Genomic DNA, 25958 nt, shown 5'->3' on the forward strand with positions numbered 1-25958 from the left:
CTCAGGGCAGGACGGCGACGGACAGGCTGACGACGTAGGCCTCCTCGACCGTCCCGTCGGGGAACCGCGCCTCCAGCCGGGCCCGTTCCGCGTCGAGGAAGGGCCGGGTGGCGGCCTCGCCGAGCACGAGGAAGGCGGAGTGGCTGGCGAGGTTGGCCAGGTGCGCGTCGAGGGGGATCCGCCGGGTCCAGGCCGTGCGCCGGGTGGTGAAGGCCGGCCCCTCGGGCAGCGCGCGGGCGGTGGCGGCGACGGTGACCTGGAAGAACTCCCGCAGCCGTGCCTCCTGTTCGGCGATCCAGGGCACCTCGGTGTCCGTGTCGTTCCACCACAGGGCCAGGGCCCCGCCGGGCCGCAGCACCCGCCGGGCCTCCGGGAGCGAGCGCTGCGGGTCGGTCCAGTGCCAGGCCTGGGCGTACGTGAGCAGGTCGAAGGCGCCGGAGGCCAGCGGCAGCCGGTCGCCGTCCCCGCGTACGAGCGGCACGGCCGGGAGGGTGCGGCGCAGCTCGGCGGCCATGCCGTCGCCCGGCTCGACCGCCAGCACGCGCGCGCCGCGGGCGTGCAGCAGCGCGGTGGCGATCCCCGTGCCGGCCCCGACGTCGGCGACCCGGGCCCCGGCGAGCGGCCGGCCGGTGAGCTCCTCCAGGGCGTCGAACAGCGCGCCGGGGTAGGAGGGGCGGTGGGCGCCGTAGAACGCGGCGGCGGCGTCGAAGGACCGGGCACGGGCGGGGGACGCGGTCATCCGGCCGTCTCCCCGGCGGCGGGGCGGAAGGTGTGCACGACCTCGATGCGGCCCACGATGTGCGCGTTGAACTCGTCGAGCTCCTCGGCCGGCACCCACAGCTCCAGGATCGTCTCCCCGCCGGCCTGCCGGACGGGGTACCGGGCCAGGAACGCGGTGTCGACCTCGAAGCGGGTCACGAAGCCGGCGCCGTCGTGCCGGACGTTCCAGTCGCGGGCGATACGGATCGCGTAGTCCTCGTCGAGCACGGGGTAGAAGATCGGCTGCTCGGGCAGGCGCGGCGGCCAGCCCCGCCAGTCGAGCGCACGGACCAGGTCCAGCTCGACCGGACCGGTGGGCCGCCAGAGGGTGGTCGTGGCCGTGGTCGTGGTCATGACCGCGACCCTACGCGGCGGCGGGAACCGGATGCGAGCGCTTTCCCGGGCCGCCCCAAACCGCTGGTACACGCCGCCGGATGCCTGCTCAGGTGGTCGTCGACTCGAGCTGGTGCGGCATGTTCCAGCCCTCGGCGAGTCTCGACGGGTGAACGTTGTGTCCACCGCCGAAGAACTCGCAGAACTTCATGATCAGCGGGTCCCAGCCGAGCGGGTCCACGTAATGGGTTCCGGGGATGACCAGGTCCTCCTCGACATGGGCGCGAAGGACCTCCACCTCGAAAGCGGTGACGTTCGACGCGGGACCGCCGAACGGATGGGCCGAGACGACCCTGCACTCCAGCTGGACCGGACATTCCGCGACCCTGGGCGCCCGGACCAGGTCCGACGCCTGCTCGGTCAGCTGTGCGGCCGAGAACTTGTCCGGCTCGTACCGGTAGCCCTGCTGCGCCTTGCGGTCCGACATGGCCGGCTTCCCTGTGGTGAGCGCGATCCGGTCGACGGCATCGACCATCGCCGACGAGGGCAGGTTGAGCACGCACTCGCCCTCCCGCAGCAGGTTCGCGGTGGTCTGGGCGTTGTTGCCGAGACCGAGCATGCAGGACTGGTCGAGCCACCACGCCGAGGACATCGGCGCGAGATTCGCCGTGCCGTCCTCGTTGAGTGAGCTGATCAGCACCACCGGAGTTCCGAAGTACAGGACCTTGAGCCCGGGGACGAGGTGCATGGCTGTGCCTTTCGCGGAGTGCCGAACGGACGGGCCCGCGACCAGGAACACGGGGCCTTCGCCGACTCTCTCGTGAGCGGGACCGCCGGCGCTGGCGGAAATACGGCATCGCGTTGCGGACGAGGAGAGCGGTCGTCCGACGACGGAACCGGCCCGGCGTCGATGGCCGGGACACGCTCCGGCTCCTAGGCGGCGGTCATCCCGCCGTCGACGGCGAACTCGGCGCCGGTGACGTACGAGGAGGCGTCCGAGCACAGGAACAGCACCAGCGCCCCGACCTCCTCGGGGCGGCCCATCCGGCCCAGCGGCAGGTGCGACCAGTCCCGGCCGGTCACCGCGTCCGCCACCATCGGGGTGTCGATCGCCCCCGGATGCACGGAGTTGACGCGGATCCGGTCGGGCGCGAGGTCCATCGCGGCGGACCGGGTCAGCCCGCGCAGCCCGGCCTTGGCCGAGCCGTACGCCGCGTGGCCGGCGATGCCCACCAGCCCGGCCGTGGAGGAGATGTTGACGACGGAACCGCCGCCCGCGGCGCGCAGCGCCGAGGCGGCCGCCCGGATCCCGAGGAACGGCCCGAGCAGGTTGACCCGCAGCAGCTCCTCGAAGCCCTCCGGGGACTGCTCCTCGACGTGGGCGGTGCGCCAGATCGCGGCGTTGTTGACGAGCGCCGAGAGCGTCCCGAACGCGCCGACGGCGGCCGCGACGGCCGCCGTCCAGCTCATCTCCGAGGTCACGTCGTGCCGTACGTACAGGCCCTGGTCCCCCAGGGACGCGGCGACGGCCCGGCCCTCCTCCTCACGTACGTCGGTCACGACCACCCGCGCGCCGGCCTCGGCGCACAACCGCGCCTCCGCGGCGCCCTGCCCGCGGCCCGCACCCGTGATGAGGACGACCTTCCCCGCCAGAGATCCCATCGTCACCGCCCGGCCTCCTTCCACCCACCCATACCTGACGATGCGTCAGTATGCCGGGGAGGGCGGGGCGGGAACAGGGCGGGAGCCGGCCTCAGGTGCACCTGAGCGTGAAGGTCCTGCGGTCCGAGGCCCCACCTGCGAAGACGACGACGTTCACCTTGGGGGCCGGGTCGGTGGCCGCCGCACGCGGGGTGGACTGCACGACGAAGGCCGCGCTCTCGGTGCTGGGAGCGGTGAATTTCAGCACGGGGTTCGTCGACTTGCTGTCGGACCCCCACTGGAGCTTGACGTCCCCGGTTCCCGTTCCGGTGAGCGTGGCCTTGAACGTGACCTTCTGTGCCACGGAGCAGTCCACTGTCGCGGGGGTGGTCGACGCGGTCGTGATGTCGATCTCCGAGATGTGGACGGGCGTCACCCGGGCCGGCTTGATGCAGTTGATCGACATCTGGTTCCTGTTGTTCTGGCCGCCGAACCGCACGCTGTACGAGCCCTTCTTGACGTCCTGCTCGGTGAAGGAGCCCGCCTGGTCGACCTTGGTGTTGATCCTCTCCGCGCCCCTGATCTGTACGTTCTGCCCCGCCCTGAACCCGGTGAGGATGATGTCGTACTCGGTGGCGGTCGACCCGTTCTCCAGTTTGCACGTCGGAGCCAGCGGGGCCGCGGCGGGTGCGCCGGGGGCCCGCTCCACCGGGGCGGCCTGGGCCAGGGCCGGGGGCAGGGCCACCGAGGTGACCACGAGGGGGGTGAGGAGTGCGTAGCGAACGTGCCGGTTCATGCGTTTCCCTCCTTGCCGGGAAAACACTGCATGGGTGAGGACGGAAAATCCCGGTGGAGCGCGCGGTCGCAGCGCGCTGCGGCGGGTGGCTGGGAGTGCGCACCCGGGCACCTGCTGATCGCGGCACCCGCTTCCACCCGCGTGACGAACTCGACCGCGATCGACAACGACCGGCTTCCTCGGCCCGCTCCGCGCCATGGATGTCCTGTTTCAGGCTAGCGCCGTGCGCGGAACGGGGCACGCCGAACCGTCCCCGGCGGCCCGCCGGGGGCCGTACCCTCTCGCCCATGACGGCCAGCGCGATGAGCCTCCGCACGATCGAAGCGACCGCTCCGGCGCTCGTGGACCTGTACAAGAGCGCCGGGGTGTCCTTGCGCAGGCACGGCCTGGACGGCCTGCGGGCCGCGGTGTACCTGGTGCTGGACTATTCCGGTTCCATGCGGCCGTACTACGACGACGGCAGCGTGCAGGCTTTCGCCGACCAGGTGCTGGGGCTGTCCGCGCACCTCGACGACAACGGGCGGGTGCCGGTGGTGTTCTTCTCCACGGACGTCGACGCGGTGACCGAGATACCGCTGGACGGGCACGCGGGCCGGATCGCGAAGACCGTGGCGGGCCTCGGCCACATGGGCAGGACCTCGTACCACGCGGCGATGGACGCGGTGATCGACCACTACCTGGATTCGGGGGCCGCCGAGCCGGCCCTGGTGGTGTTCCAGACCGACGGCGGGCCCGTCAGCAGGCCGGCCGCCGAGCGGTGGCTGTGCAAGTCGGCGCGGCTGCCGCTGTTCTGGCAGTTCGTCGGGTTCGGCAACACGCGCAGTACGCAGTTCGACTTCCTGCGCCGCCTCGACGAACTGCCCGTGCCGGACCGGCGCCCGGTGGACAACGCCGGCTACTTCCATGCCGGGGCCGACCCGCGCCGGGTGCCGGACGGGCAGCTGTACGACCGGCTGGTCGGCGAGTTCCCGGCGTGGCTGGCCTCGGCGCGCCGCCTGGGAATCGTTCCGCCCCGGGCGGCGGACGCGCTTTGATGACGGCATGACGACCAACAACTGGGCGGCGTTCGAGGCCGCCGAGCCGGAGTTCGCCAGGAGCGTCCAGGACCGCTTCGGGCAGTTCAAGCACCATGTGCTGGCCACCCTGCGCAAGGACGGCTCCCCTCGCCTGAGCGGCCTGAACGTCGACATCCGCGGCGGGGAGCTGTGGCTGGGGATGATGCCGGGTTCCTGGAAGGCCAGGGACCTGCAACGCGACCCGCGCTTCGCGCTGCACGCGAACCCGGGCGAGGGCGAGACGATGCCGTACGGGGACGTACGGCTGTCGGGGCGGGCGGTGGAGATCCTGGAGCAGCCCGAACTGCACCGCTACGCGGAGGAGACCGACTCCCCGCACCCCTTCCACCTGTTCCGCACGGAACTGACGGAGGTGGTCCACCTGGCCATCGACGGCGAGGACCTGGTGATCCGCACCTGGACCCCGTCCCACGGCCTGCGCACCCTCCGCCGCGGCAACGACGACGAACCACCCCGGGAGTCCTGACCCGGCCGGGCCGCGCCGGTGCCCGTCATGCCCCGCCCCCACCCGGGGCGTGACGGGCGCCGCAACGACAGACAGGGCTGTCAGGAGCGGGCCGGTTCGAAGGTGAACCAGGCCGATTTGCCCACGCCCTCGTCCCGGACGCCGAAGTCGTCCGCCAGCTCCGCCAGCAGCCACAGCCCTCGGCCGGACACGGCCTCCGGCGCGGGGCGTCGAGGCACCGGGGGTCCCGGCCCGCTGTCGCGTACTTCGACGCGCAGCTCTCCACTCCCCCACATCATGCGTACGCAGAACTCCCGTCCCTGCGGCACCCCGTGGAGGACCGCGTTCGCAGCGAGCTCGGAGGCGCAGAGCCGCACGTCGTCCCGCCGCTCAGAGACACCCCACTCCGCGAGCGTGTCCCCCACGAACTGCCGGGATGCCCGCACCGAGGCCCGGGCCCGGGGAAACCGCTGCTGCCGGGAAAGGAACATTCCACCCCGCGACCTTCACGCTGAGTCTTCGTGACCACACAGACCGTATTGCTATTCGCGAAAAGCAGCAAGGTTGGCCAGGGTGGGGACCCCTGCACGCGCGTCGCATAGCGTGGGGACCACAACACCGGCCGGGCGTACGGGAGGACAGAATGAGCGGCAGCGAATGGACCAGCACGTCCATGCCCTACCTGACGCCGCGCGCAGCCGGTGCGCCGGACGCCTGGAGCGAGGAGGCGGGGGCGGCGGGGCGCCGGGGCGGGCAGCGGATCGTGCGCGCCGGGGAGACGCCCGCGTCCGCCGAGGTCGCCGCCATGCTGGCCGGCCACGCGGGCGAGACCGTCGTGGTCCGCCGCCGGATCATCGAACTCGACGGCGAACCCTGCGAGTTGACGGACACCTACTACCCCGCCCGCATCGCGTCCGGCACCCCGCTCGCGGGCACCGCCAGGATCCGCGGCGGCGCAGTCACCCTGCTGGCGTCCCTCGGGCACGTCGGCGTACGGGTCGTCGAGGACGTGACGGCCCGGATGCCGTCCGCCGAGGAGCGCGAACAGCTGGCCCTGGGCCCGGACGAACCGGTCCTGCGGATCGCCCGCGTCACGTACGACGCGGCGGACGCGCCCCTCCAGGCGGACCTGATGGTCATGCCCGCCACCCGCCAGCGGTTGCGCTACGAGATCAGGATCGGATGACCTTGCTCAGCGACGAAGACGAGTCTTTCGACCCTCGGCCCCTGCACGCCCGCATCGCCGCCGATCTGCGCGGCGAGATCATGAACGGCGATCTGGCCCCGGGCGCCAAGGTTCCGTCCACGGCGCAGCTCAAGTCCCGGTTCGACGCCTCCAACGCGACGATCCAGAAGGCCCTGCAGCTCCTCAAGGACGAGGGCCTCGTCATCGGCCGGGCGGGTGCCGCGGTGACCGTACGCCAGAACCGGCAGCAGACCGTCCGCCCTGCCACGTCGCTCACCCCTGCGACGGCGGGTGAGACCTATCCCTGGCTGGCGGAGGCGGCCGCCCGTGGTTCCGAGGCGCGCAGCGATCTGATCGAGGTCCGTGAGGCACCCGTTCAGGGCGACATCGCCGCGGCGCTCGCCCTCGCCCCGGGCACGCCGGTGGTCGTCCGCCGGCAACTCATCACCATCGACGGGGAACCGGCGGAATTGGTCAGCTCGTACTACCCGCTGGACGTCGCTCAGGGCACAGCTCTCGCGGAGGCCCGAAGAATCCGCGGCGGAACGCCGACCCTGCTCGCCGCACTGGGCTTCCCGCCCCGCCTGAGCGTGGACCGGATCTCCGCGCGGATCCCGACCCGGTTGGAGCATGCCGCGCTGCGCCTGCCGGGCGACCTTCCGGTGCTGCGCACGCTGAGGGCCGTGTACAGCGACGACCACCGCCCGATCGAGGCCACCGAGATGGTGAAGGCGGGACACCTGTACGAGCTGCAGTACGAGTTCACCCCCGAGTAGGCCGACGCCCCGACACGCCACGGCGCCCGTCATCCCTGGTCGGGGACATGACGGGCGCCGTGTCGGAGTGCCGCACACCGTTGTACGGACCGCATGAGGGGTCCCGGCCACGCGGGGCCGGGGGTACTGCTTCGGCCTGGCGTCGAGAATCAGACCATCAGGGCGCGGTCCGTCGGCTTGACCGGGTACGGGAGGGTGCTCGTGCCCGTCAGGTAGCGGTCCACGCCGCGGGCCGCCGAGCGGCCCTCGGCGATCGCCCACACGATCAGCGACTGGCCGCGGCCCGCATCGCCGGCCACGAAGACGCCGTCGACGTTGGTCGCGTACGACGCGTCGCGGGCGATGTTGCCCCGCTCGTCGAGGTCCAGGCCGAACTGGTCCACCAGGCCGTTGGCCTGGTCGGTGCCCGTGAAGCCCATCGCCAGGGTGACCAGCTGGGCCGGGATGGAGCGCTCCGTGCCCTCCTTCTGGACCAGCTTGCCGTCCACGAACTCGACCTCGACCAGGTGGAGGGACTGCACGTTGCCGTCCTCGTCGCCCTCGAAGTGGGTCGTGGAGACGGAGTAGACCCGCTCGCCGCCCTCCTCGTGGGCCGAGGTGACCTTGTACAGCATCGGGAACGTCGGCCACGGCTGCCCGGCGGTGCGGTCCTCGGACGGCTTCGGCATGATCTCCAGCTGGGTGACCGACGCCGCGCCCTGGCGGTGGGCGGTGCCCACGCAGTCCGCACCGGTGTCGCCGCCGCCGATGACGACCACGTGCTTGCCCTCGGCCGTGATCGGCGGGGCCATGAAGTCGCCCTCCTGGACCTTGTTCGCGAGGGGGAGGTATTCCATCGCGAAGTGGATGCCGCGCAGGTCGCGCCCGGGGACCGGCAGGTCCCGGGAGACGGTGGCGCCCGCCGCGACGACCACGGCGTCGAACCGCTTGCGCAGGTCGGTCGCCGTCAGGTCGCGGCCGATCTCGATGCCGGTGCGGAACTTCGTACCCTCCGCGCGCATCTGCTCGATGCGGCGGTTGATGTGCACCTTCTCCATCTTGAACTCGGGGATGCCGTAGCGCAGCAGGCCGCCGATGCGGTCCGCGCGCTCGTACACGACCACGGTGTGGCCGGCCCGGGTCAGCTGCTGGGCGGCGGCCAGGCCCGCCGGGCCGGAGCCGATGACGGCGGCCGTCTTGCCGGACAGCCGCTCGGGCGGCTGCGGGGTGACGTTCCCGTTGTCCCACGCCTTGTCGATGATCGAGACTTCGACGTTCTTGATGGTGACGGCCGGCTGGTTGATGCCGAGCACGCACGCCGACTCGCACGGGGCCGGGCACAGCCGCCCGGTGAACTCCGGGAAGTTGTTCGTGGCGTGCAGGCGCTCGGACGCCGCGCCCCAGTCCTCGCGGTAGGCGTAGTCGTTCCACTCGGGGATCAGGTTCCCCAGCGGGCAGCCGTTGTGGCAGAACGGGATGCCGCAGTCCATGCAGCGGCCGGCCTGCTTGCTGATGATCGGCAGCAGGGAGCCGGGGACGTAGACCTCGTTCCAGTCCTTGAGGCGGTCCTCAACGGGACGGGAGCAGGCGGTCTGCCGGGGGGTGGTGAGGAAGCCCTTCGGGTCAGCCATGGGTCGCCGCCTCCATCATCTTCTCGGTGGTCTCGGACTCGGAGAGTCCGGCCCGCTCAGCGGCGTCCTTGGCGGCGAGCACTGCCTTGTACGTGGTCGGGATGATCTTGCTGAAGCGGGTCACCGCGGTGTCCCACTCCGCGAGGAGCCTGGCGGCGACCGTGGAGCCGGTCTCCTCCTCGTGGCGGCGCACCACGTCGTGCAGCCACCGCTGGTCCTCGTCCGACAGGGTCTCGACGGCTTCGAGGTTGCCGGAGTTGACGTTGTCACGGTCGAGGTCGACGACGTACGCGACGCCGCCCGACATGCCGGCCGCGAAGTTGCGCCCGGTCTCGCCGAGGACGACCGCCGTGCCGCCGGTCATGTACTCGCAGCCGTGGTCGCCCACGCCCTCCGAGACCACCAGCGCGCCGGAGTTGCGGACGCAGAAGCGCTCGCCGGTGCGGCCGCGCAGGAACATCTCGCCGCCGGTCGCGCCGTAGCCGATGGTGTTGCCCGCGATGGTGGAGTACTCGGCCAGGTGGTCGGCGCCCCGGTCGGGGCGGACGATCACGCGGCCGCCGGAGAGGCCCTTGCCGACGTAGTCGTTGGCGTCGCCCTCCAGCCGCAGGGTGACACCGCTGGGCAGGAAGGCGCCGAAGGACTGGCCGGCCGAGCCCGTGAAGGTCAGGTCGATGGTGTCGGTGGGCAGGCCCGCGCCGCCGAACCGCTTGGTCACCTCGTGGCCGAGCATGGTGCCGACCGTCCGGTTGATGTTGCGGATGGCGACCTGGGCGCGGACCGGGACCGCCTCCTCGGCGCTCGCCGCGTTCAGCGCGTCGGCGGCGAGCTCGATCAGCTCGTTGTCGAGCGCCTTCTCCAGACCGTGGTCCTGGGCGACGACGGCGTGGCGCACCGCGCCCTCGGGCAGCTCGGGGACGTGGAAGAGCGGCTGGAGGTCCAGGCCCTGCGCCTTCCAGTGCGAGACGGCCCGCGCGGTGTCGAGCAGCTCGGCGTGGCCCACGGCCTCCTGGAGGGTACGGAAGCCCAGCTCGGCGAGGAGCTCGCGGACCTCCTCGGCGATGAACTCGAAGAAGTTGACGACGAACTCGGCCTTGCCGGAGAAGCGCTCGCGCAGCACCGGGTTCTGGGTCGCGATGCCGACCGGGCAGGTGTCCAGGTGGCAGACGCGCATCATGACGCAGCCGGAAACGACGAGCGGCGCGGTCGCGAAACCGAACTCCTCGGCGCCGAGCAGCGCGGCGATGACGACGTCGCGGCCGGTCTTGAGCTGGCCGTCCGTCTGGACGACGATCCGGTCGCGCAGGCCGTTGAGCAGCAGCGTCTGCTGGGTCTCGGCCAGGCCCAGCTCCCAGGGGCCGCCCGCGTGCTTGAGCGAGGTCAGCGGGGAGGCGCCGGTGCCGCCGTCGTGGCCGGAGATGAGGACGACGTCCGCGTGCGCCTTGGACACACCGGCCGCGACCGTGCCGACGCCGACCTCGGAGACCAGCTTCACGTGGATGCGGGCCGCCGGGTTGGCGTTCTTGAGGTCGTGGATCAGCTGGGCGAGGTCCTCGATGGAGTAGATGTCGTGGTGCGGCGGCGGGGAGATCAGGCCGACGCCGGGCGTGCTGTGCCGGGTCTTGGCGACCCACGGGTAGACCTTGTGGCCGGGCAGCTGGCCGCCCTCGCCGGGCTTGGCGCCCTGGGCCATCTTGATCTGGATGTCGTCCGCGTTGACCAGGTACTCGCTGGTGACGCCGAAGCGGCCGGAGGCGACCTGCTTGATCGACGAGCGGCGCGCCGGGTCGTACAGGCGCTCGGGGTCCTCGCCGCCCTCACCGGTGTTGGACTTGGCGCCCAGCTGGTTCATGGCGATGGCGAGGGTCTCGTGCGCCTCCTGGGAGATGGAGCCGTACGACATGGCGCCCGTGGAGAAGCGCTTGACGATCTCGCTGACCGGCTCGACCTCGTCGAGCGGGACCGGCGGGCGGTCGGCGGAGAAGCCGAACAGGCCGCGCAGCGTCATCAGGCGCTCGGACTGCTCGTTCACCCGGTCGGTGTACTTCTTGAAGATGTCGTACCGGCGGTTGCGGGTGGCGTGCTGGAGGCGGAAGACCGTCTCCGGGTCGAACAGGTGCGGCTCGCCCTCGCGGCGCCACTGGTACTCGCCGCCGATCTCCAGCGCGCGGTGCGTGGCCGCGATCCCGGAGGCCGGGTAGGCCTTGGCGTGGCGGGCGGCCACCTCCTTGGCGATGACCTCCAGGCCCGCGCCGCCGATCTTGGTGGCGGTGCCGTGGAAGTACGTCGCCACGAACGCGTCGTCCAGGCCGACGGCCTCGAAGACCTGGGCGCCGCGGTAGGAGGCCACGGTGGAGATGCCCATCTTGGACATGACCTTCAGGACGCCCTTGCCGAGGGCGTAGATGAGGTTGCGGATGGCCTTCTCGGGCTCGATGCCCTCGATGAACGTGCCCGCGCGCAGCAGGTCCTCGACCGACTCCATGGCCAGGTACGGGTTGACCGCGGCCGCGCCGTAGCCGATGAGCAGCGCGACGTGGTGGACCTCGCGGACGTCGCCGGCCTCGACGAGCAGGCCCACCTGGGTGCGCTGCTTGGTGGCGATGAGGTGGTGGTGCACGGCGGAGGTGAGCAGCAGCGAGGGGATCGGCGCGTGCTCGGCGTCCGAGTGGCGGTCGGAGAGGACGATCAGGCGGGCGCCGCTCTCGATGGCCGCGTCGGCCTCGGCGCGGATCTCCTCGATGCGGTCGGCGAGCGCCTGGGCGCCGCCGGAGACCCGGTACAGGCCCGAGAGGGTGGCGGCCTTCATGCCGGGCATGTCGCCGTCGGCGTTGATGTGGATGAGCTTGGCCAGCTCGTCGTTGTCGATCACCGGGAAGGGCAGGGTGACGCTGCGGCAGGAGGCGGCCGTCGGCTCCAGCAGGTTGCCCTCGGGACCCAGCGAGGACAGCAGCGAGGTGACGAGCTCCTCGCGGATGGCGTCCAGCGGCGGGTTGGTGACCTGCGCGAACAGCTGGGTGAAGTAGTCGAAGAGCAGCCGCGGGCGCTCGGAGAGGGCGGCGATGGGCGAGTCGGTGCCCATGGAGCCGAGCGGCTCGCCGCCGGTACGGGCCATCGGCGCGAGGATGACGCGCAGCTCTTCCTCGGTGTAGCCGAAGGTCTGCTGGCGGCGGGTGACCGAGGCGTGGGTGTGCACGATGTGCTCGCGCTCGGGCAGGTCGGTGAGCTCGATCTCGCCGGTCTCGAGCCATTCGGCGTACGGAGCGGCGGCCGCGAGCTCGGCCTTGATCTCGTCGTCCTCGATGATCCGCTGCTGGGCGGTGTCGACGAGGAACATCTTGCCGGGCTGCAGGCGGCCCTTGCGGACGACCTTGGCCGGGTCGATGTCGAGGACGCCGACCTCGGAGCCGAGGACGACGAGGCCGTCGTCGGTGACCCAGTAGCGGCCGGGGCGCAGACCGTTGCGGTCGAGGACCGCGCCGACCTGGACGCCGTCGGTGAAGGTGACGCAGGCCGGGCCGTCCCAGGGCTCCATCAGGGTGGAGTGGTACTGGTAGAAGGCGCGGCGGGCCGGGTCCATGGAGGTGTGGTTCTCCCACGCCTCGGGGATCATCATCAGCACGCTGTGCGGCAGCGACCGGCCGCCGAGGTGCAGGAGCTCCAGGACCTCGTCGAAGGAGGCCGAGTCGGAGGCGTCCGGCGTACAGATCGGGAAGATCCGCTCCAGGGAGCCCTCGCCGAAGACCTGCGAGGCCAGCTGGGACTCGCGGGCGCGCATCCAGTTGCGGTTGCCCTTGACCGTGTTGATCTCGCCGTTGTGCGCGACGAAGCGGTACGGGTGGGCGAGCGGCCAGCTGGGGAAGGTGTTGGTGGAGAAGCGCGAGTGGACCAGGGCGACGGCCGAGGCGAAGCGGCGGTCGGAGAGGTCCGGGAAGAAGGGCTCCAGCTGGCCGGTGGTCAGCATGCCCTTGTAGACGATGGTGCGGGCGGAGAGCGAGGGGAAGTAGACGCCCGCCTCGCGCTCGGCGCGCTTGCGCAGGACGAAGGCCTTGCGGTCCAGCTCGATCCCGGCGGCGCCGGGCGCGGAGACGAACAGCTGGGAGAAGGCCGGCATGGTGGCGCGGGCGCCGTTGCCGAGCAGCTCGGGGGTGACCGGGACCTCGCGCCAGCCGAGGACCGTCAGGTTCTCCTCGGCGGCGATGGCCTCGATCCGCTCCACGGCGACGGCCTGTGCGGTGCCGTCGGCGTCAGCATCTGCGCCTGCGTCGGTGGCGGGCGGGAGGAAGGCGATGCCGACGGCGTACGCGCCGGCCTCGGGGAGCTCGAATCCGGCGACCTCGCGCAGGAAGGCGTCCGGGACCTGGGAGAGGATGCCCGCGCCGTCGCCCGAGTCCGGCTCGGATCCGGTGGCGCCGCGGTGCTCGAGGTTCCGCAGGACGGTCAGGGCCTGCTCGACGAGGGTGTGGCTGGCCTCTCCGGTGAGGTTGGCCACGAAACCGACGCCGCAGGCGTCCTTCTCGTTGCGCGGGTCGTACATGCCCTGCGGGGCGGGGCGACCGTCCAAGGGCGACCAGGCGGTGTTGCTGAGGCCGGTCGCGGAGTGCGTGGATGCGGAACGCATCGGCTCTCCCGTCGTCGTCGTGGCAAAGGTGCGTGCCGAGGGACGACGTTGGCCCTCTGCTTGAAATTTCGTGCAGGTTACATGATGACGGCAATCCCGGGAACCGGATATCGCATTCCAGCATGCGGACACCGCACGAGCCAGAAAGTGGGGACCTTCGCAGGTGGAACACGGGACAAGGGCCCGTGGAGCACAGGGCGAAGACCCGTGGGGCACCCGTGGGAGGCCCCCGTCGCGAGGCAGGCTTCATTGCCCGCGCGCCTGAATGTCATGCCCGGCCGACACAGGATCGAAACCGCCGGGTAATGGACTACTTATGTGGGGTACCGCATAGTGTCTCACCCCTGCGCCGGTCAGCCTAGGGCCGCACCGATCCAGCTGCCCAGGACGTACGTCACACCGGCGGCCGCGCCGCCCAGCAGCAGCTGCCGTACGCCGCTGTACCACCAGGAGCGCGCGGTGACCCGCGAGACGACCGCGCCGCACAGGAACAGGCCCACCAGCGCGAGGACGACGGCCGGCCACAGGGCGGTGGCGCCGAGCAGGTACGGCAGGACGGGCAGCAGCGCGCCCAGCGCGAAGGAGCCGAACGAGGACACGGCGGCGACCATCGGGGACGGCAGGTCGTCGGGGTCGATGCCGAGCTCCTCGCGGGCGTGGATCTCCAGCGCCTGCTCGGGGTCGCGGGAGAGCTGCATGGCGACCTCGCGGGCCAGCAGGGGCTCGACGCCGCGCGAGACGTACAGCTCGGCCAGCTCCTCCATCTCGTCGACGGGGTGCTTGCGCAACTGCTGCCGCTCTATGTCGAGTTCGGCGAGGACGAGCTCGCGCTGCGAGGCGACGGAGGTGTATTCGCCGGCCGCCATCGAGAAGGCTCCGGCCGCGAGACCCGCCAGCCCGGTGATCACGACGGTCTGCGGGGCGACGGCGCCGCCGGCCACGCCGGTCATCAGCGCGAGGTTGGAGACCAGTCCGTCCATGGCACCGAAGACGGCCGGACGCAGCCACCCGCCGTTGACATCACGGTGCGTGTGATTGTCACGGTGGGCCTCGTGCAGCGGCGCTTCGATGTCGATGATGGACATGCGTCTCTCCTCCCCATACGTACGAGCGGTCCCCGCGACGGGTCCCGCTCCCCCTGAACACCTCGAAACTACGCACGATTTCCGCCGCCCGCCAGCAAGGTAGGCCGTACTTACCTGCGCTTTTGCGCCTCGGCGACCGGGTGACGGCGCCCCGCGCCGGGTGTTTCACACCGGGCGACAAACCCCACTCCATGGCACAAATCCCCCATGGGCCCACGATGGGTCCACCCACACAGGAGAGGCGCCGCCATGGAGCTGATTGCATGCAATCCGCAGGTCCTCCTCGAACGGGCCAGGGGCGCTCTTCTGGGCCTCGCGGTGGGTGACGCGCTGGGCGCCCCCGCGGAGAACATGAAGCCGTCGGAGATCCGCGCGCGGTGGGGCCGGATCGAGGGCTTCGTGTCGGAGGACCCGGCGGGCACGGACGACACCGAGTACGCGATCTTCTCCGGCCTGCTGCTGGCCCGGCACGGCTCCGCGCTGACCGTCTCCCACGTCGAACGGGCCTGGCACCACTGGATCGCCGACCTGGACGAGGGCCCGTTCCGGGGGGCGGGCTTCTCCGAACGCGGCACCCTGGAGAACCTGCGCCGGGGCCTGGCCGCCCCCATCTCGGCCCAGCACCGCCACGCGTGGTCGGACGGACTGGCCATGCGGGCGGCCCCCTTCGGCGTCTTCGCGGCGGGCCGGCCGGCCGAGGCCGCCCGCCTCGTCGCGATCGACGGCACGGTCAGCCACGACGGCGAGGGCATCTACGGCGGTCAGGCGGTCGCGGCGGGCGTGGCGGCGGCGATGGCCGGCGGCAGCCCGGCGTCGGTGATCTCCGCGGCCCTCTCGGTCATCCCGTCGGACTCCTGGACCGCCCGCTCCCTGCGCCGGGCGGTGACGGCCGCCCCGCGCGGCGAACGGGCGGTCCGCTCGGCGGTCGTCATCGGCGGCTACCCGTGGACGGACCTGGCCCCGGAGGCGGTGGGCCTGGCGTTCGGCGCGTTCTCGGCGGCGGGGGGCGACTTCGCCGCCTCGGTCCTGACCGCGGTCAACATGGGCCGCGACGCCGACACCACGGCGGCGGTGGCGGGCGCCCTGGCCGGCGCCCTCTCGGGCGCCGCCGCGATCCCCACCGCCTGGTCCTCGGCGATCGGCCCGGTCCGCGGCAGCTGCCTGCCCGCGATGCGCGGCTACCACGTCCTGGACATCGCGGACCTCCTCACCCCGGAATACGAGGCCCCCCGATGACCGCCCCCACCCCGGGCCCGGGGCCCGCGCCGAGCCCTACGGCCCCGATGGGGGCGCCGGGCGCGCCGGGTACGGCGCGGACGCCGGGCACGCCCGGTACGGCGCGGACGCCGGGCACGCCGGGTGCGCCGGGTACGTCGGCCCCACGGGGTACGCCGAGCGCGTCGACCCCGCCGGGGACGCCGGGCGCGTTGAGTGCGCCGGGCATTCCGGGCACGCCGGGTCCGCCGGGCACGTTCAGTGCGCCGGGCGCGCCGGCCCCACTGGCCCCGCCGGGCACGTTGGGCACGTTGGGCACGGCGGGTACGGCGGGGACGCGGGGCGCGTCGGCCCCGCCTGGTACACCGGGCGCGTGCGGCACGCCGGGCGCGTCAGGTACGCCAGGCGCGTCGGGTACGTCGGCCCCACGGGGTACGCCGAGCGCGCCGGGTAGGCCGGGCGCCTCGGCCCCGCCAGGTACGTCGGCCCCAGGCGCGTCGACCCCGCCAGGTACACCGGGCGCGTCGGCCCCGTCGGGCGCACCGGCCTTGCCGCCGGGGGTCATGCCGGGCGCGCCGGCCGGCCTGCGGCCGGCCTTGTCCGGTACGCCGGTCACGTCGCCGGACCCGGCGCCCGCGGGCCAGGGCCCGGCGTGGCCGTGGCGGGCCGTCGCGGCGGACCGCGCCTCCGCGGGCGTCCCGGCGGCCACGGCCACCGCCACGGCCATGCCGCCCCTCGCGGACAGACCGCCGTATCTCGGCGTGCCGGAGCCGGCCCCGCTGGGGTCGGCGGCCACGGCGTCGGTCGGCCTGCGGGTCGACCTACCCGTCGGCCTGCGGGGGGCCGGTGCCGTGCGGGCGGCCGGGCCCAGGGGAACGGCCGTCCCCGCGGCGTACCCCGCCGCAACGCCCGGCCCGCGGCGGATCGAAGGGCTGCTGCTCGGGCTCGCCGCCGGGGACGCCGCCGGGTGGCCCGCCGCCCGGCACCGGGCCAGCCGGATGCCCGAGTGGACCCGTCGCCTCACCCGCGAGCTCGACACGTTCGCCGAGCAGAACGCCACCACCACCCTCCCCGTCCCCATCGCCCTCAACCAGCCCCCCGAGCCCCTGCGCCTGGGCCCCTCCGACGACGCCGAATGGGCCGCCTTCGCCGCCGAGTCCGTTCTGACCGCCGCCGGGGTCCTGCTCAGCGACCTCTCCCGGTCGCGCCGCATGCGCGCCGCCATCGACCTCGCCTGGAACGCCCTCGCCTCCGAGGTCGCCGCGGCCGCCGAACGCGCGCCCGAGGTCGAGTCCGCCGTCCTCCCCCTGCGCGCCCGGATCTCCGTACGGGCCGGCCTCGGCAACCTCGCCACCGGCCTGCGCCCGCCCGCCACCGGCCACGACAACCCCCACTACTTCGACGACGCCGCCTGCGTCCGCGCCGCCGTCCTGGCCGTCGTCCACCCCGGCGCCCCCGAACACGCCGCCGAACTCGCCGAGTTCGACGCCCGCTACACCCAGGACGGCGACGGCGTCCACGGCGCCCGCGCGATGGCCGCCGCCATCGCCGCCGCCCTCGGCGGCGCGGACGTCGACACCGCCGTCGACGCCGCCCTCGCCCAGCTGCCCGGCGCCACCGAGATCGGCCGCAACGCCCGCCACGCCGTCGAACTGGCCCGCAGTTCGCCCGCCGAGGGCGCGTTCGGCCTCGTCCCCACCCTCGAGCACGAGATCGTCGACCACGTCTACAGCTACGGCATCGCCGCCGCCGAGACCGTCCCCGTCGCCCTCGCCCTCGCAACCGCCGCCCGCGGCAAGGCCGTCGAGGCGGTCCCGGCCGCCGCCTGTCTGTCCCGCGTCGCGGACTCCGCCCCCGCCCTGGCCGGCGCGCTCACCGGCGCACTCGGCGGCGGCGACTCCCTCCCCACCGCCTGGCGCGAGGCCTGCCGGACCCTCTCCGGCTGCGCCCTGCCCCGCCTCGCCGGCACCGACCTCGTCGAACTCGCCGGGCTCCTCGCTCGCACGGAACTCACCTCACCCAAGGGATGATTCGGACATGACGCTGGCGCAGCACACGCACCCGCAGACGCACCCGCACCCGCACCCGCACCCGCTCACGCTGGAGGACAGGGCGGCGGGCTGCCTCGTCGGTGCCGCCGTCGGCGACGCCCTCGGCGGGCCGGTCGAGGGCTTCTCCCCGGACCAGATCGTGGAACGGCACGGCGGCCGGGTGCACGGCATCGTCGGCCCCTGGTACGAGGACTGGCGCACCGCCCGCCCCATCGCGCCGTACCACAAGGGCGACGGGCACGTCACCGACGACACCCTGATGACCCACGCGCTGGTCCGCGTCTACGCGCGCGTACGCGACCACCTCGACGCCTACGCCGTCGCCGACCACCTGGTCCCGGACCTGATGTCCACTCCCCGCTGGATCCCGGAGCTGGAGGCCGAGGCCCTCCCCCTCCAGCGGATCTTCCTGGCCGAGAAGTGGATCGTGGCGCGGCTGCACTACGGGCACGTCGACCCGCGCGAGGCGGGGGCCGGGAACATCGTCAACTGCGGCGCGGCGATGTACATGGCACCGGTCGGCATCGTCAACGCGGGCAACCCGGCGGCGGCGTACGCGGAGGCGCTGGACATCGCGGGGGCGCACCAGTCCTCGTACGGACGGGAGGCGGCCGGGGTGTTCGCGGCGGCGGTGGCGGCCGCGTGCGCGCCGGGCGCGACCGCCACCACGGTGGTGGACACGGCGCTGGCCCTGGCCAAGGACGGCACGCGCGCGGCGATCGCGGCGGTGGCGGAGGCGGCGGCCGGCCTGCGGGACGTCGAAGCGGCGGTGGTGCCGCTGCGGGCGGCGGTGGCGCCGTACGACACGGTCGGCCCGGACTACCGGGCCCCCTCGCTCGGCGCCCGCCGCCCGTCCCGCCTGCACGCGATCGAAGAGCTCCCGGTCGCCCTCGGGATGCTCCTGATCGCGGACGGGGCGTACGAACCGGCGGTCCTCGGAGCGGTCAACTACGGCCGGGACTGCGACTCGATCGCGACGATGGCGGGGGCGGTGGCGGGCGCGCTGGGCGGGGCGGCGGCCGTCCCGCCGACGTGGTCGGAGCAGGTGGCCGGGGCCAGCCGGCTGGACCTGTACGCGCCGGCGGCCACGATGGCGGAGGTGGCGCGCGAGGTCTTCACCCGGGACGTCGCCCGCCGCCGCACCCATGAATCGGCCTTCACCACCCTGACGGCCCCCCGATGACCCCCCACCCCAGGACACCCCCGTCCCCACCGGCCACCCCAGCCCCCGGCCATGTGGCCGAGGGACGGCCCCACCCGTGGGGCACGCCGGACGGCGCCCCCGCGGCGCCGGCACCGGACACCGCCTCCACGCATTCGGACGCCGCCCGAGGCCACCCGGACCCGGCGGAGCCATGTGCCCACGGCGAGGAGGGGGCCGTCCGGCTCACGTGGGCGCAGCCCGAGGACCTGATCGGGCACGAGTTGCGCCAGGCCGCCGAGGACGGCCGTGATCCGGAGCCGTACCGCCGAGCGTGGCTGGCCGCGGGCGGTGAGCCCGCACCCGACCGGGCCGGGGCCTCACCGGTCCCGGCACCGCCCGCCCTGCGGGCCCTGGCCGAGCGGCTGCTGACCGAACTGGACGCCGTCCCCTCCCCCTGGTCGGACGCCGAACCGCTGGCGCTCGACGCCATCGCGGCCGCGTGCGGCACCCGGGCGGAGGGGTTCTCCCCCTCCCCGCCCGTCACCGGGGCCAGGCCCCCGGCCCCCGGTCCACCGGGCCCGGCCCGCGCCCCGCACGGGACTCAGCCCGACGGAACCCACACGCCACCAGAACCGGCCGCCCCCACCCCGCCCCCCGACGGGGCGGCCCGCACCCCGGCCGAGCCCGTGGCCACGGGCTCAGGTGCCCCCGCCCCAGGCCGGGCGGGCGGCACGGGGCCGGGCGGGAGCCGTCGGGGGGAAGGGTTGCGGCGGCGGTTGGAGGCCGCTTGGGTCGGGCGGGCCGTCGGGTGTCTGCTCGGCAAGCCCGTCGAGAAGGTGTCCCTCGACGGGATCCGGGCCCTCGCCCGCGCCACCGGCAACTGGCCGCTCGACGACTGGTTCACCGCCCGCGGCGTCCCCGCCGCCACCCTGGCCGCCCACCCCTGGAACCGCCGTTCCGCCGCCACCTCCCTCGCCGAGAACATCGACGGCATGCCCGAGGACGACGACCTCAACTACCCCCTCCTGAACCTCCTGCTCCTCCAGCGCCACGGCAAGGACTTCCGCACCGCCGACGTCGCCCGCCTCTGGCTCGACGAGCTGCCGGCCGGCCGTACGTTCACCGCCGAGCGCGTCGCGTACCGCAACCTGCTGCTCGGGCTGGAACCACCGCACACCGCCACCCACCACAACCCCTTCCGCGAGTGGATCGGCGCCCTCATCCGCGCCGACGTGCACGGCTGGACCAACCCCGGCCACCCGTGGCGCGCGGCGGCGCAGGCCTACCGGGACGCCACCCTCACGCACACCGCCAACGGTGTGTACGCGGCCATGTTCACCGCCGCCGCCCTCGCCGGGGCGGCGACCGGCACCGCCGACGTGCACGCCGCGCTGCGCGCCGGGCTGGCCGTCGTACCGCCCGCCTCGCGCCTCGCCGAGGCCGTGACGTACGGCATCCGTGCCGCCACCGCGGCCGATCCCGCCCCGGCCGGGTTCGACCACGTCGTCGACGCCCTGCACCACCGCTACGGGCACTACCACTGGGTCCACGCGGTCCCCAACACCGCCCTGATCGCCGCCGCCCTCACCCACGCCGACGGCGACTTCACCCACTCCGTCTGCCGCGCCGTCTCCGGCGGCTGGGACACCGACTCCAACGGTGCCACGGCCGGTTCCCTCGCCGGGCTGCTCGCCGGGGCCCCGGAGAACCTCCCCGCCCGCTGGACCACCCCGCTGAAGAACCGGCTCGCCACCACCGTCCCCGGCTTCGACGGCATCGGCTTCGACACCCTCGCCCACCTCACCGCACAGGAGGCAGCCCCCTCATGACGGCCATCGCCGTGCTCGGCAGTACCAACATGGACCTCGTCGCCTACGTCCCCAAGGCCCCCCGCCTCGGGGAGACCGTGACCGGCCGCGAGTTCCGCACCGTCCCCGGCGGCAAGGGGGCCAACCAGGCGGTCGCTGCCGCCCGCGCGGGCGGCGAGGTGACCATGATCGGGGCGGTCGGCGCCGACGAGTTCGGCGTACGGCTGCGCTCCGCGCTCGCGGCCGCCGGCGTCGAGACGGCCGCCCTGCGCACCGTCGAGGGCGCCAGCGGCACCGCCCACATCACCGTCGACGACGAGGGCGCCAACGCGATCATCGTGATCCCTGGGGCCAACGGCCGCCTGACCGCGCTGGAGGCCGGCGACGAGACCCGGATCGCCGCGGCCGACGCGCTGCTGCTCCAGCTGGAGGTCCCGCTGGGCGTGGTCACCGACGCCGCCCGCGCGGCCCGCGCGCACGGCGTACGGACGATCCTGACCCCCGCACCCGCCCAGCCGCTGCCGCCCGGGCTGCTCGCCGCCGTCGACCTGCTGGTGCCCAACGAGCACGAGGCCGCCGCCCTGACCGGACTCACCGACCCGCACCAGGCGGCCGAGGCGCTGCTGCGGCAGGTGCCCGAGGTGGTCATCACCCTCGGTGCGGCCGGTTCCCTGTACGCCGCCCGCGCCCGGCGGCCGGTCACCGTGCCCGCGCCGCGCGTACGGGCCGTGGACACCACGGCCGCCGGGGACACCTTCGTCGGGGCGCTGGCCGTGGCCCTCGGCGAGGGCCGGGCGATGCCGGAGGCCCTGGCGTGGGCCTCGGCGGCCGCGGCGCTGTCGGTCCAGCGCCCGGGCGCCCAGGACTCGATGCCGGCGCGCCGCGAGACGGACGCCGCCTACGCCCGGACCCGAGCCGAGGGACGGGAGCCCGCTGCCGGAGACGGCGAGGCGCGGGAGCCGGTCTCCGGACACGGTCCGGCGCAGGCGCCCGCCTCCGCGCACGGCCCGGCGCAGGATCCGGTCTCCGGACCGGGCCCGGCGCAGGAGCCCACCCCCGGCCCCGGCCCGGCACGGGAGCAGGCCCCCGGACACGGCCCGGCGGCGCGCGCCCAGGGGCCGGGCGGGGCGTCGGCGTCATGAGCGCTGCCACCACCCGGCCCGACGCCCGGTCCGGCCCCACACCCGGCGCCACGCCCGACGCCGCACCCGACGCCCGGCCCGGCACCGCACCCGACACCACGCCCAGCACCACGCCCAGCACCGCACCCGACACCGCCACCGCCACCGCCACCGCCCCCGGCCCGCTCCGCGGGCTCCGCGTCCTCGACCTCGCCACCCTCTTCGCCGGCCCCCTGGCGGCGACCCTGCTCGGCGACTTCGGGGCCGAGGTGATCAAGGTCGAGCATCCGGACCGGCCCGACCCCTCCCGCGGGCACGGCCCCGCCAAGGACGGCGTCGGCCTGTGGTGGAAGCTGCTCGGCCGCAACAAGCGGACCATGACCCTGGACCTGTCCACCCCCGGCGGCCGGGACACGCTGCTGCGGCTGGCCGCCACCGCCGACGTGGTCGTCGAGAACTTCCGCCCCGGCACCCTGGAGAAGTGGGGCCTGGGCTGGGCGGAGCTCAGCGCCGCCAACCCCCGCCTGGTCCTGGCCCGCGTCACCGCCTTCGGCCAGGTCGGCCCGTACGCCCGCCGCCCCGGCTTCGGCACCCTCGCCGAGGCGATGAGCGGGTTCGCCGCGATCACCGGGGAGCCGGACGGACCGCCGACCCTCCCCCCGTTCGGGCTCGCCGACTCCATCGCCGCGCTGACCTGCGCGTACGCCGTCATGACGGCCCTCGCCGGCCGCGACCGCACCGGGCAGGGCCAGGTGGTCGACCTGGCGATCATCGAACCGATCCTGACCGTCCTCGGCCCGCAGCCCCTCTGGTACGACCAGCTCGGCTACGTCCAGCCCCGCACCGGCAACCGTTCGGCCAACAACGCCCCGCGCAACACCTACCGGTCCGCCGACGGGCGCTGGCTGGCGGTCTCCGCCTCCGCGCAGTCCATCGCCGAACGCGTGGTGCGGCTGGTGGGACGGCCGGAGCTGATCGCCGAACCGTGGTTCGCGACCGGCTCCGGGCGGGCCGCCCACGCGCACGTCGTGGACGAGGCGGTCGGGTCGTGGATCGCCCGCCACAAGGCGGAGGAGGTGACCGCGGCGTTCGAGGAGGCGCAGGCGGCGGTCGCGCAGGTCTACGACGTACGGGACGTGATGGCCGATCCGCAGTTCGCGGCCCTGGACACGCTCACCGAGGTCGAGGATCCGGAACTGGGCCCGCTGCGGATGCAGAACGTCCTCTTCCGCCTCTCCGGGACCCCCGGCGGGATCCGCTGGGCCGGCCGCCCGCACGGCGCGGACACCCACGCCGTCCTCGCCGAACTCGGACTGTCCGAGGCGGAGATCACCGCCCTGCGCGGGGAGGGGGCGCTGTGATCCTCACCTGGCTGTACGTCCCGGGGGACCGCCCGGCGGTGGTCGCCAAGGCGCTGGGCGCGGGCGCCGACGCGGTCATCGTGGACCTGGAGGACGCGGTTCCGGCGTCGCGCAAGGAGTACGCCCGCGCGGCCACGGCCGAGCTGCTGACCGCCCGTACGCCGGTCCCCGTCCACGTCCGGATCAACGCCCTGGAGTCGCCCTGGGCGGGCGCCGACCTCACCGCGCTGGCGGGGCTGCGCGGCCTGGCGGGGCTGCGGCTGCCCAAGATCAGCGAGCCGCGGCAGATCGCCACGGTGGCGGACCGCTCGGGCGGGGTCGCCCTGTACGCGCTGCTGGAGAGCGCGCTGGGGGTGGAGCGCGCGTACGACATCGCCCGCGCCCACCCGGCCCTGCACGGCCTGGCCCTGGGCGAGGCGGACCTGCGGGCCGACCTGGGGGTGAGCGCCGAGGCGGGCCTGGACTGGCCGCGCTCGCGGGTGGTCGTGGCCGCGCGGGCGGCGGGGCTGGCACCGCCGGCGCAGTCCGTGTTCCCCGACATCCGGGACCTGGAGGCGCTGGAGGTGTCCTGCGCACGGGGGCGGGCGCTGGGGTTCCTGGGGCGGGCGGCGATCCACCCGCGCCAGCTGCCGGTGATCGAACGGGCCTACCTGCCGCGTCCGGAGGAGGTGACGGCTGCCGAGGAGATCGTCACGGCGGCCCGCCGCACCCCGGGAGCGGTGGCCCTCCCGGACGGCCGCTTCGTCGACCCGGCGGTCGTGGCGGCCGCCCACCGCACCCTGTCCCTCCACCACCGCACGCCCGTGCACTGAGGAGCGGAAAGGGCACGGCCGGGACACCGCCCACGACCGCCGCGCGCACCGCCGGCTACGGCGCGGGGTACGCCGCCAGGTACGACGCAGGGGGTGCCGCGTGGTCGCGGCACCCCCTGCGTGAGACCTCGAGACCTCGTGAGACAGGTCAGAGCTGCTTGGCCGTCCCGGCCCCGCCGTCGGCCTTGGCACCGGCCGCCTTCGCACCGTCGGCCTTGGCACCGCCCGCCTTCGCACCGTCGGCCTTGGCACCGCCCGCCGCCGGGGCATCACCCTTCGGCTTCGCGCCGTCCTCCGACGTCGCGACCGCGTCACCCTTCGGCTTCGCGCCGTCCGCCGGCCGTTCCGGTTCCACGATCTCCTCGCGGCCCGGCCGCAGCTTCGCCGACAGGACGAAGTACGCCACCGCCGCCGTGAAGACCACGATCGACGTCCACACGTTCAGGCGGAGGCCCAGGACGTGGTGGGCCTCGTCCACACGCATGTACTCGATCCAGCCGCGGCCCGCGCAGTAGCCCGCCACGTACAGGGCGAACGCCCGGCCGTGACCCAGCTTGAAGCGGCGGTCCGCCCAGATCACCAGCAGCGCGACGCCGATGCACCACAGCGACTCGTACAGGAACGTCGGGTGGTAGGTGCCCGCGACCCGGTTCGGGCCCTCGCTGATCTCCAGCGCCCACGGCAGGTCGGTCTCACGGCCGTACAGCTCCTGGTTGAACCAGTTGCCCCAGCGGCCCGCCGCCTGGGCCAGCGCGATGCCGGGGGCCAGGGCGTCCGCCCAGGCCGGCAGCGGGATGCCGCGGCGGCGGCAGCCGATCCAGGCACCGACCGCGCCCAGCGCGATCGCGCCCCAGATACCGAGGCCGCCCTCCCAGATCTTGAAGGCGTCGACCCAGTTGCGGCCCTCGCCGAAGTACAGCTGGTAGTCGGTGACCACGTGGTAGAGGCGACCGCCGACGAGGCCGAACGGCACCGCCCACACGGCGATGTCCGCCACCGTGCCCGGCTTGCCGCCGCGCGCGATCCAGCGCCTGTTGCCGAGCCAGACGGCGATGAAGACACCGATGATGATGCAGAACGCGTAGCCGCGCAGCGGGATCGGTCCGAGATGGATCACGCCGGTCGACGGGCTGGGAATGTAAGCAAGGTCCATGGCAGACCCGACGCTACCCTGCCGGGCGGTGGGCACCGCAACCCGCCCGGCAAGCTGTGACCAGAACGTCAGCTGCCGCTGCCCTTGGCGGCGGCCTCCACCTTCTCCTTGAGTTTCTGCGGCGTCAGCGGATCGGCCTGGTCACCGAAGATGTCGGCGCCGTTGAGCTGCACCGTCGGGGTGCCACGGAACTTGCCGGTCCGGAAGGCCTCCTGCGACTTGCCCACCCAGCTCTTGTGCGTGCCGTCGGCCACGCACGCGCGGAAGGCCGGGGTGTCCAGCCCCTCCACCTTGCCCGCGAGCTCCAGCAGCCGGGCGTCCTTGCCGTAGGCGTCGTCGATCTCCTCCGGCTGGTTCATGAACAGCACGTCGTGGTACGCGGAGAACTTCCCCGCGTCCTGCGCGCAGGCCGCCGCGTTGGCCGACCGCAACGAGCCGCTGCCGCCCATGTTCCCGTCGATCAGGGTCACCAGGTGGTAGTCGACCTTGAGCAGCCCCTTGGCCTCCAGCTCGTGGATGGTCGTGCGGTAGGCGTCCTCGAAGGACTTGCAGGCGGGGCAGCGGAAGTCCTCCCACACCACCAGCGTGGACTTCGCTTCGTCCTTCCCCGTCCGGATCGCGAGCGCGTCCTTGCCGGTGGCCCCGGAGGGGGCGACGACCGGGCCCGCCGCGTCCTTGCCGCCGCCCTTGCCGGCGTTGGCCGCGATCACGCCGACGACGGCCGCCAGGCCCAGTACGCCGACCACCGCGCCCGCGACGATCAGGGTCCGCCGCCGCTTGTCCCGGGTCTTCTGCCGCTCGCGCTCCACCTGGAGCCGCTCGCGGGCCGATCGTTTCGCATCGCGGTTCGCACCGTCGTTCTTCTCGCTCACGTCCCGCCAAACGAAGCGGGGAGGCACCCCAGTGCCTCCCCGCTCCCACAACCACCCGATCGGGCTACAGAACCCCTCCGGGGGAACAGCCGT

The 25958-nt window shown here is 73.8% G+C and carries 21 protein-coding genes and 1 pseudogene; 11 read left to right on the forward strand and 11 right to left on the reverse strand.

Annotated features, from left to right (window positions below; genetic code table 11):
* Position 1: 1 nt before the first annotated feature.
* The 5 genes from ACIPXB_RS11420 to ACIPXB_RS11440 all read right to left on the reverse strand — a co-directional run bounded on the left by ACIPXB_RS11420 (position 2) and on the right by ACIPXB_RS11440 (position 3529).
* Entirely contained in the window at positions 2-739 is a 738-nt protein-coding gene (locus ACIPXB_RS11420; protein WP_401447604.1) for a class I SAM-dependent methyltransferase, read from the reverse strand.
* The gene (locus ACIPXB_RS11425; protein WP_401447607.1) at positions 736-1113 is read right to left on the reverse strand and encodes a hypothetical protein; all 378 of its coding nucleotides are present in this window, start codon (positions 1111-1113) and stop codon (positions 736-738) included. Before ACIPXB_RS11425 ends, ACIPXB_RS11420 begins: the two co-directional genes overlap by 4 nt.
* Positions 1114-1201: 88 nt before the next feature.
* Positions 1202-1840 (reverse strand): flavin reductase family protein, encoded by a 639-nt coding sequence (locus ACIPXB_RS11430; RefSeq protein WP_401447609.1) that lies wholly within the window; start codon positions 1838-1840, stop codon positions 1202-1204.
* Positions 1841-2025: 185 nt separating this feature from the next.
* Positions 2026-2754 carry an SDR family NAD(P)-dependent oxidoreductase gene (locus tag ACIPXB_RS11435; RefSeq protein ID WP_401448264.1) on the reverse strand — a complete coding sequence of 243 codons (729 nt, stop codon included), beginning with the start codon at positions 2752-2754 and terminating at the stop codon, positions 2026-2028.
* 91 nt (positions 2755-2845) lie between these two features.
* The gene (locus ACIPXB_RS11440; RefSeq protein WP_401447612.1) at positions 2846-3529 is read right to left on the reverse strand and encodes a hypothetical protein; all 684 of its coding nucleotides are present in this window, start codon (positions 3527-3529) and stop codon (positions 2846-2848) included.
* 287 nt (positions 3530-3816) lie between these two features.
* Here ACIPXB_RS11440 and ACIPXB_RS11445 point away from each other — a divergent pair, with 287 nt between their 5' ends.
* Both ACIPXB_RS11445 and ACIPXB_RS11450 read left to right on the forward strand, forming a co-directional pair.
* Entirely contained in the window at positions 3817-4563 is a 747-nt protein-coding gene (locus ACIPXB_RS11445; RefSeq protein ID WP_401447615.1) for a VWA domain-containing protein, read from the forward strand.
* Between the two features lie 7 nt (positions 4564-4570).
* The gene (locus ACIPXB_RS11450) at positions 4571-5071 is read left to right on the forward strand and encodes a pyridoxamine 5'-phosphate oxidase family protein (RefSeq protein WP_401447618.1); all 501 of its coding nucleotides are present in this window, start codon (positions 4571-4573) and stop codon (positions 5069-5071) included.
* A gap of 80 nt (positions 5072-5151) precedes the next feature.
* Here the strand turns inward: ACIPXB_RS11450 and ACIPXB_RS11455 are convergent, their stop codons facing one another.
* A complete protein-coding gene (locus tag ACIPXB_RS11455) occupies positions 5152-5541 on the reverse strand; it encodes an ATP-binding protein (RefSeq protein ID WP_401447621.1) in 390 nt (129 codons plus the stop codon).
* A 152-nt stretch (positions 5542-5693) separates the two neighbouring features.
* Between ACIPXB_RS11455 and ACIPXB_RS11460 the strand changes: the two genes are divergently transcribed.
* On the forward strand, positions 5694-6236 hold the full coding sequence (locus tag ACIPXB_RS11460; protein ID WP_401447624.1) for a GntR family transcriptional regulator: 543 nt from the start codon (positions 5694-5696) through the stop codon (positions 6234-6236).
* Positions 6233-7012, forward strand: coding sequence for a GntR family transcriptional regulator (locus ACIPXB_RS11465; protein ID WP_401447627.1), 780 nt, complete (start codon positions 6233-6235; stop codon positions 7010-7012). Before ACIPXB_RS11460 ends, ACIPXB_RS11465 begins: the two co-directional genes overlap by 4 nt.
* A gap of 149 nt (positions 7013-7161) precedes the next feature.
* On the opposite strand, the gene ACIPXB_RS11470 is transcribed toward ACIPXB_RS11465, so the two are convergent.
* The 3 genes from ACIPXB_RS11470 to ACIPXB_RS11480 form a co-directional block, all read right to left on the reverse strand.
* Positions 7162-8622 (reverse strand): glutamate synthase subunit beta, encoded by a 1461-nt coding sequence (locus ACIPXB_RS11470; RefSeq protein ID WP_401447629.1) that lies wholly within the window; start codon positions 8620-8622, stop codon positions 7162-7164.
* A complete protein-coding gene (gene gltB, locus ACIPXB_RS11475) occupies positions 8615-13243 on the reverse strand; it encodes a glutamate synthase large subunit (RefSeq protein ID WP_401447632.1) in 4629 nt (1542 codons plus the stop codon). Before gltB ends, ACIPXB_RS11470 begins: the two co-directional genes overlap by 8 nt.
* 353 nt (positions 13244-13596) lie before the next feature.
* Positions 13597-14328, reverse strand: coding sequence for a VIT1/CCC1 transporter family protein (locus tag ACIPXB_RS11480; protein ID WP_401447635.1), 732 nt, complete (start codon positions 14326-14328; stop codon positions 13597-13599).
* Positions 14329-14577: 249 nt separating this feature from the next.
* Here ACIPXB_RS11480 and ACIPXB_RS11485 point away from each other — a divergent pair, with 249 nt between their 5' ends.
* The 7 genes and pseudogenes from ACIPXB_RS11485 to ACIPXB_RS11515 all read left to right on the forward strand — a co-directional run bounded on the left by ACIPXB_RS11485 (position 14578) and on the right by ACIPXB_RS11515 (position 23840).
* Positions 14578-15564 (forward strand): ADP-ribosylglycohydrolase family protein, encoded by a 987-nt coding sequence (locus ACIPXB_RS11485; RefSeq protein ID WP_401447637.1) that lies wholly within the window; start codon positions 14578-14580, stop codon positions 15562-15564.
* A 704-nt stretch (positions 15565-16268) separates the two neighbouring features.
* Positions 16269-17573: an ADP-ribosylglycohydrolase family protein gene (locus ACIPXB_RS11490; RefSeq protein ID WP_401448266.1), complete on the forward strand. Its 1305-nt coding sequence runs from the start codon at positions 16269-16271 to the stop codon at positions 17571-17573.
* A gap of 7 nt (positions 17574-17580) precedes the next feature.
* Positions 17581-18777, forward strand: coding sequence for an ADP-ribosylglycohydrolase family protein (locus ACIPXB_RS11495; RefSeq protein WP_401447640.1), 1197 nt, complete (start codon positions 17581-17583; stop codon positions 18775-18777).
* A 227-nt stretch (positions 18778-19004) separates the two neighbouring features.
* Positions 19005-20567 carry an ADP-ribosylglycohydrolase family protein gene (locus ACIPXB_RS11500; RefSeq protein WP_401448268.1) on the forward strand — a complete coding sequence of 521 codons (1563 nt, stop codon included), beginning with the start codon at positions 19005-19007 and terminating at the stop codon, positions 20565-20567.
* Positions 20564-21448: pseudogene (gene rbsK / locus ACIPXB_RS11505) on the forward strand (ribokinase); the annotation flags it as partial. The gene ACIPXB_RS11500 and the pseudogene rbsK, both read left to right, overlap by 4 nt.
* A 236-nt stretch (positions 21449-21684) precedes the next feature.
* Positions 21685-23028 carry a CaiB/BaiF CoA transferase family protein gene (locus ACIPXB_RS11510; RefSeq protein ID WP_401447643.1) on the forward strand — a complete coding sequence of 448 codons (1344 nt, stop codon included), beginning with the start codon at positions 21685-21687 and terminating at the stop codon, positions 23026-23028.
* Positions 23025-23840 carry an HpcH/HpaI aldolase/citrate lyase family protein gene (locus ACIPXB_RS11515; RefSeq protein ID WP_401447645.1) on the forward strand — a complete coding sequence of 272 codons (816 nt, stop codon included), beginning with the start codon at positions 23025-23027 and terminating at the stop codon, positions 23838-23840. The genes ACIPXB_RS11510 and ACIPXB_RS11515 overlap by 4 nt, the downstream gene beginning before the upstream one ends.
* A 148-nt stretch (positions 23841-23988) precedes the next feature.
* On the opposite strand, the gene lgt is transcribed toward ACIPXB_RS11515, so the two are convergent.
* Positions 23989-24993, reverse strand: a complete 1005-nt coding sequence (gene lgt, locus ACIPXB_RS11520; protein ID WP_401447647.1) for a prolipoprotein diacylglyceryl transferase — start codon at positions 24991-24993, stop codon at positions 23989-23991.
* Between the two features lie 68 nt (positions 24994-25061).
* Complete coding sequence (locus tag ACIPXB_RS11525) at positions 25062-25865, reverse strand: thioredoxin domain-containing protein (RefSeq protein WP_401447650.1); 804 nt, start codon at positions 25863-25865, stop codon at positions 25062-25064.
* Positions 25866-25958: the final 93 nt, after the last annotated feature.

Source organism: Streptomyces sp. NPDC090022, from assembly GCF_044748145.1.
Lineage (GTDB): Bacteria > Actinomycetota > Actinomycetes > Streptomycetales > Streptomycetaceae > Streptomyces.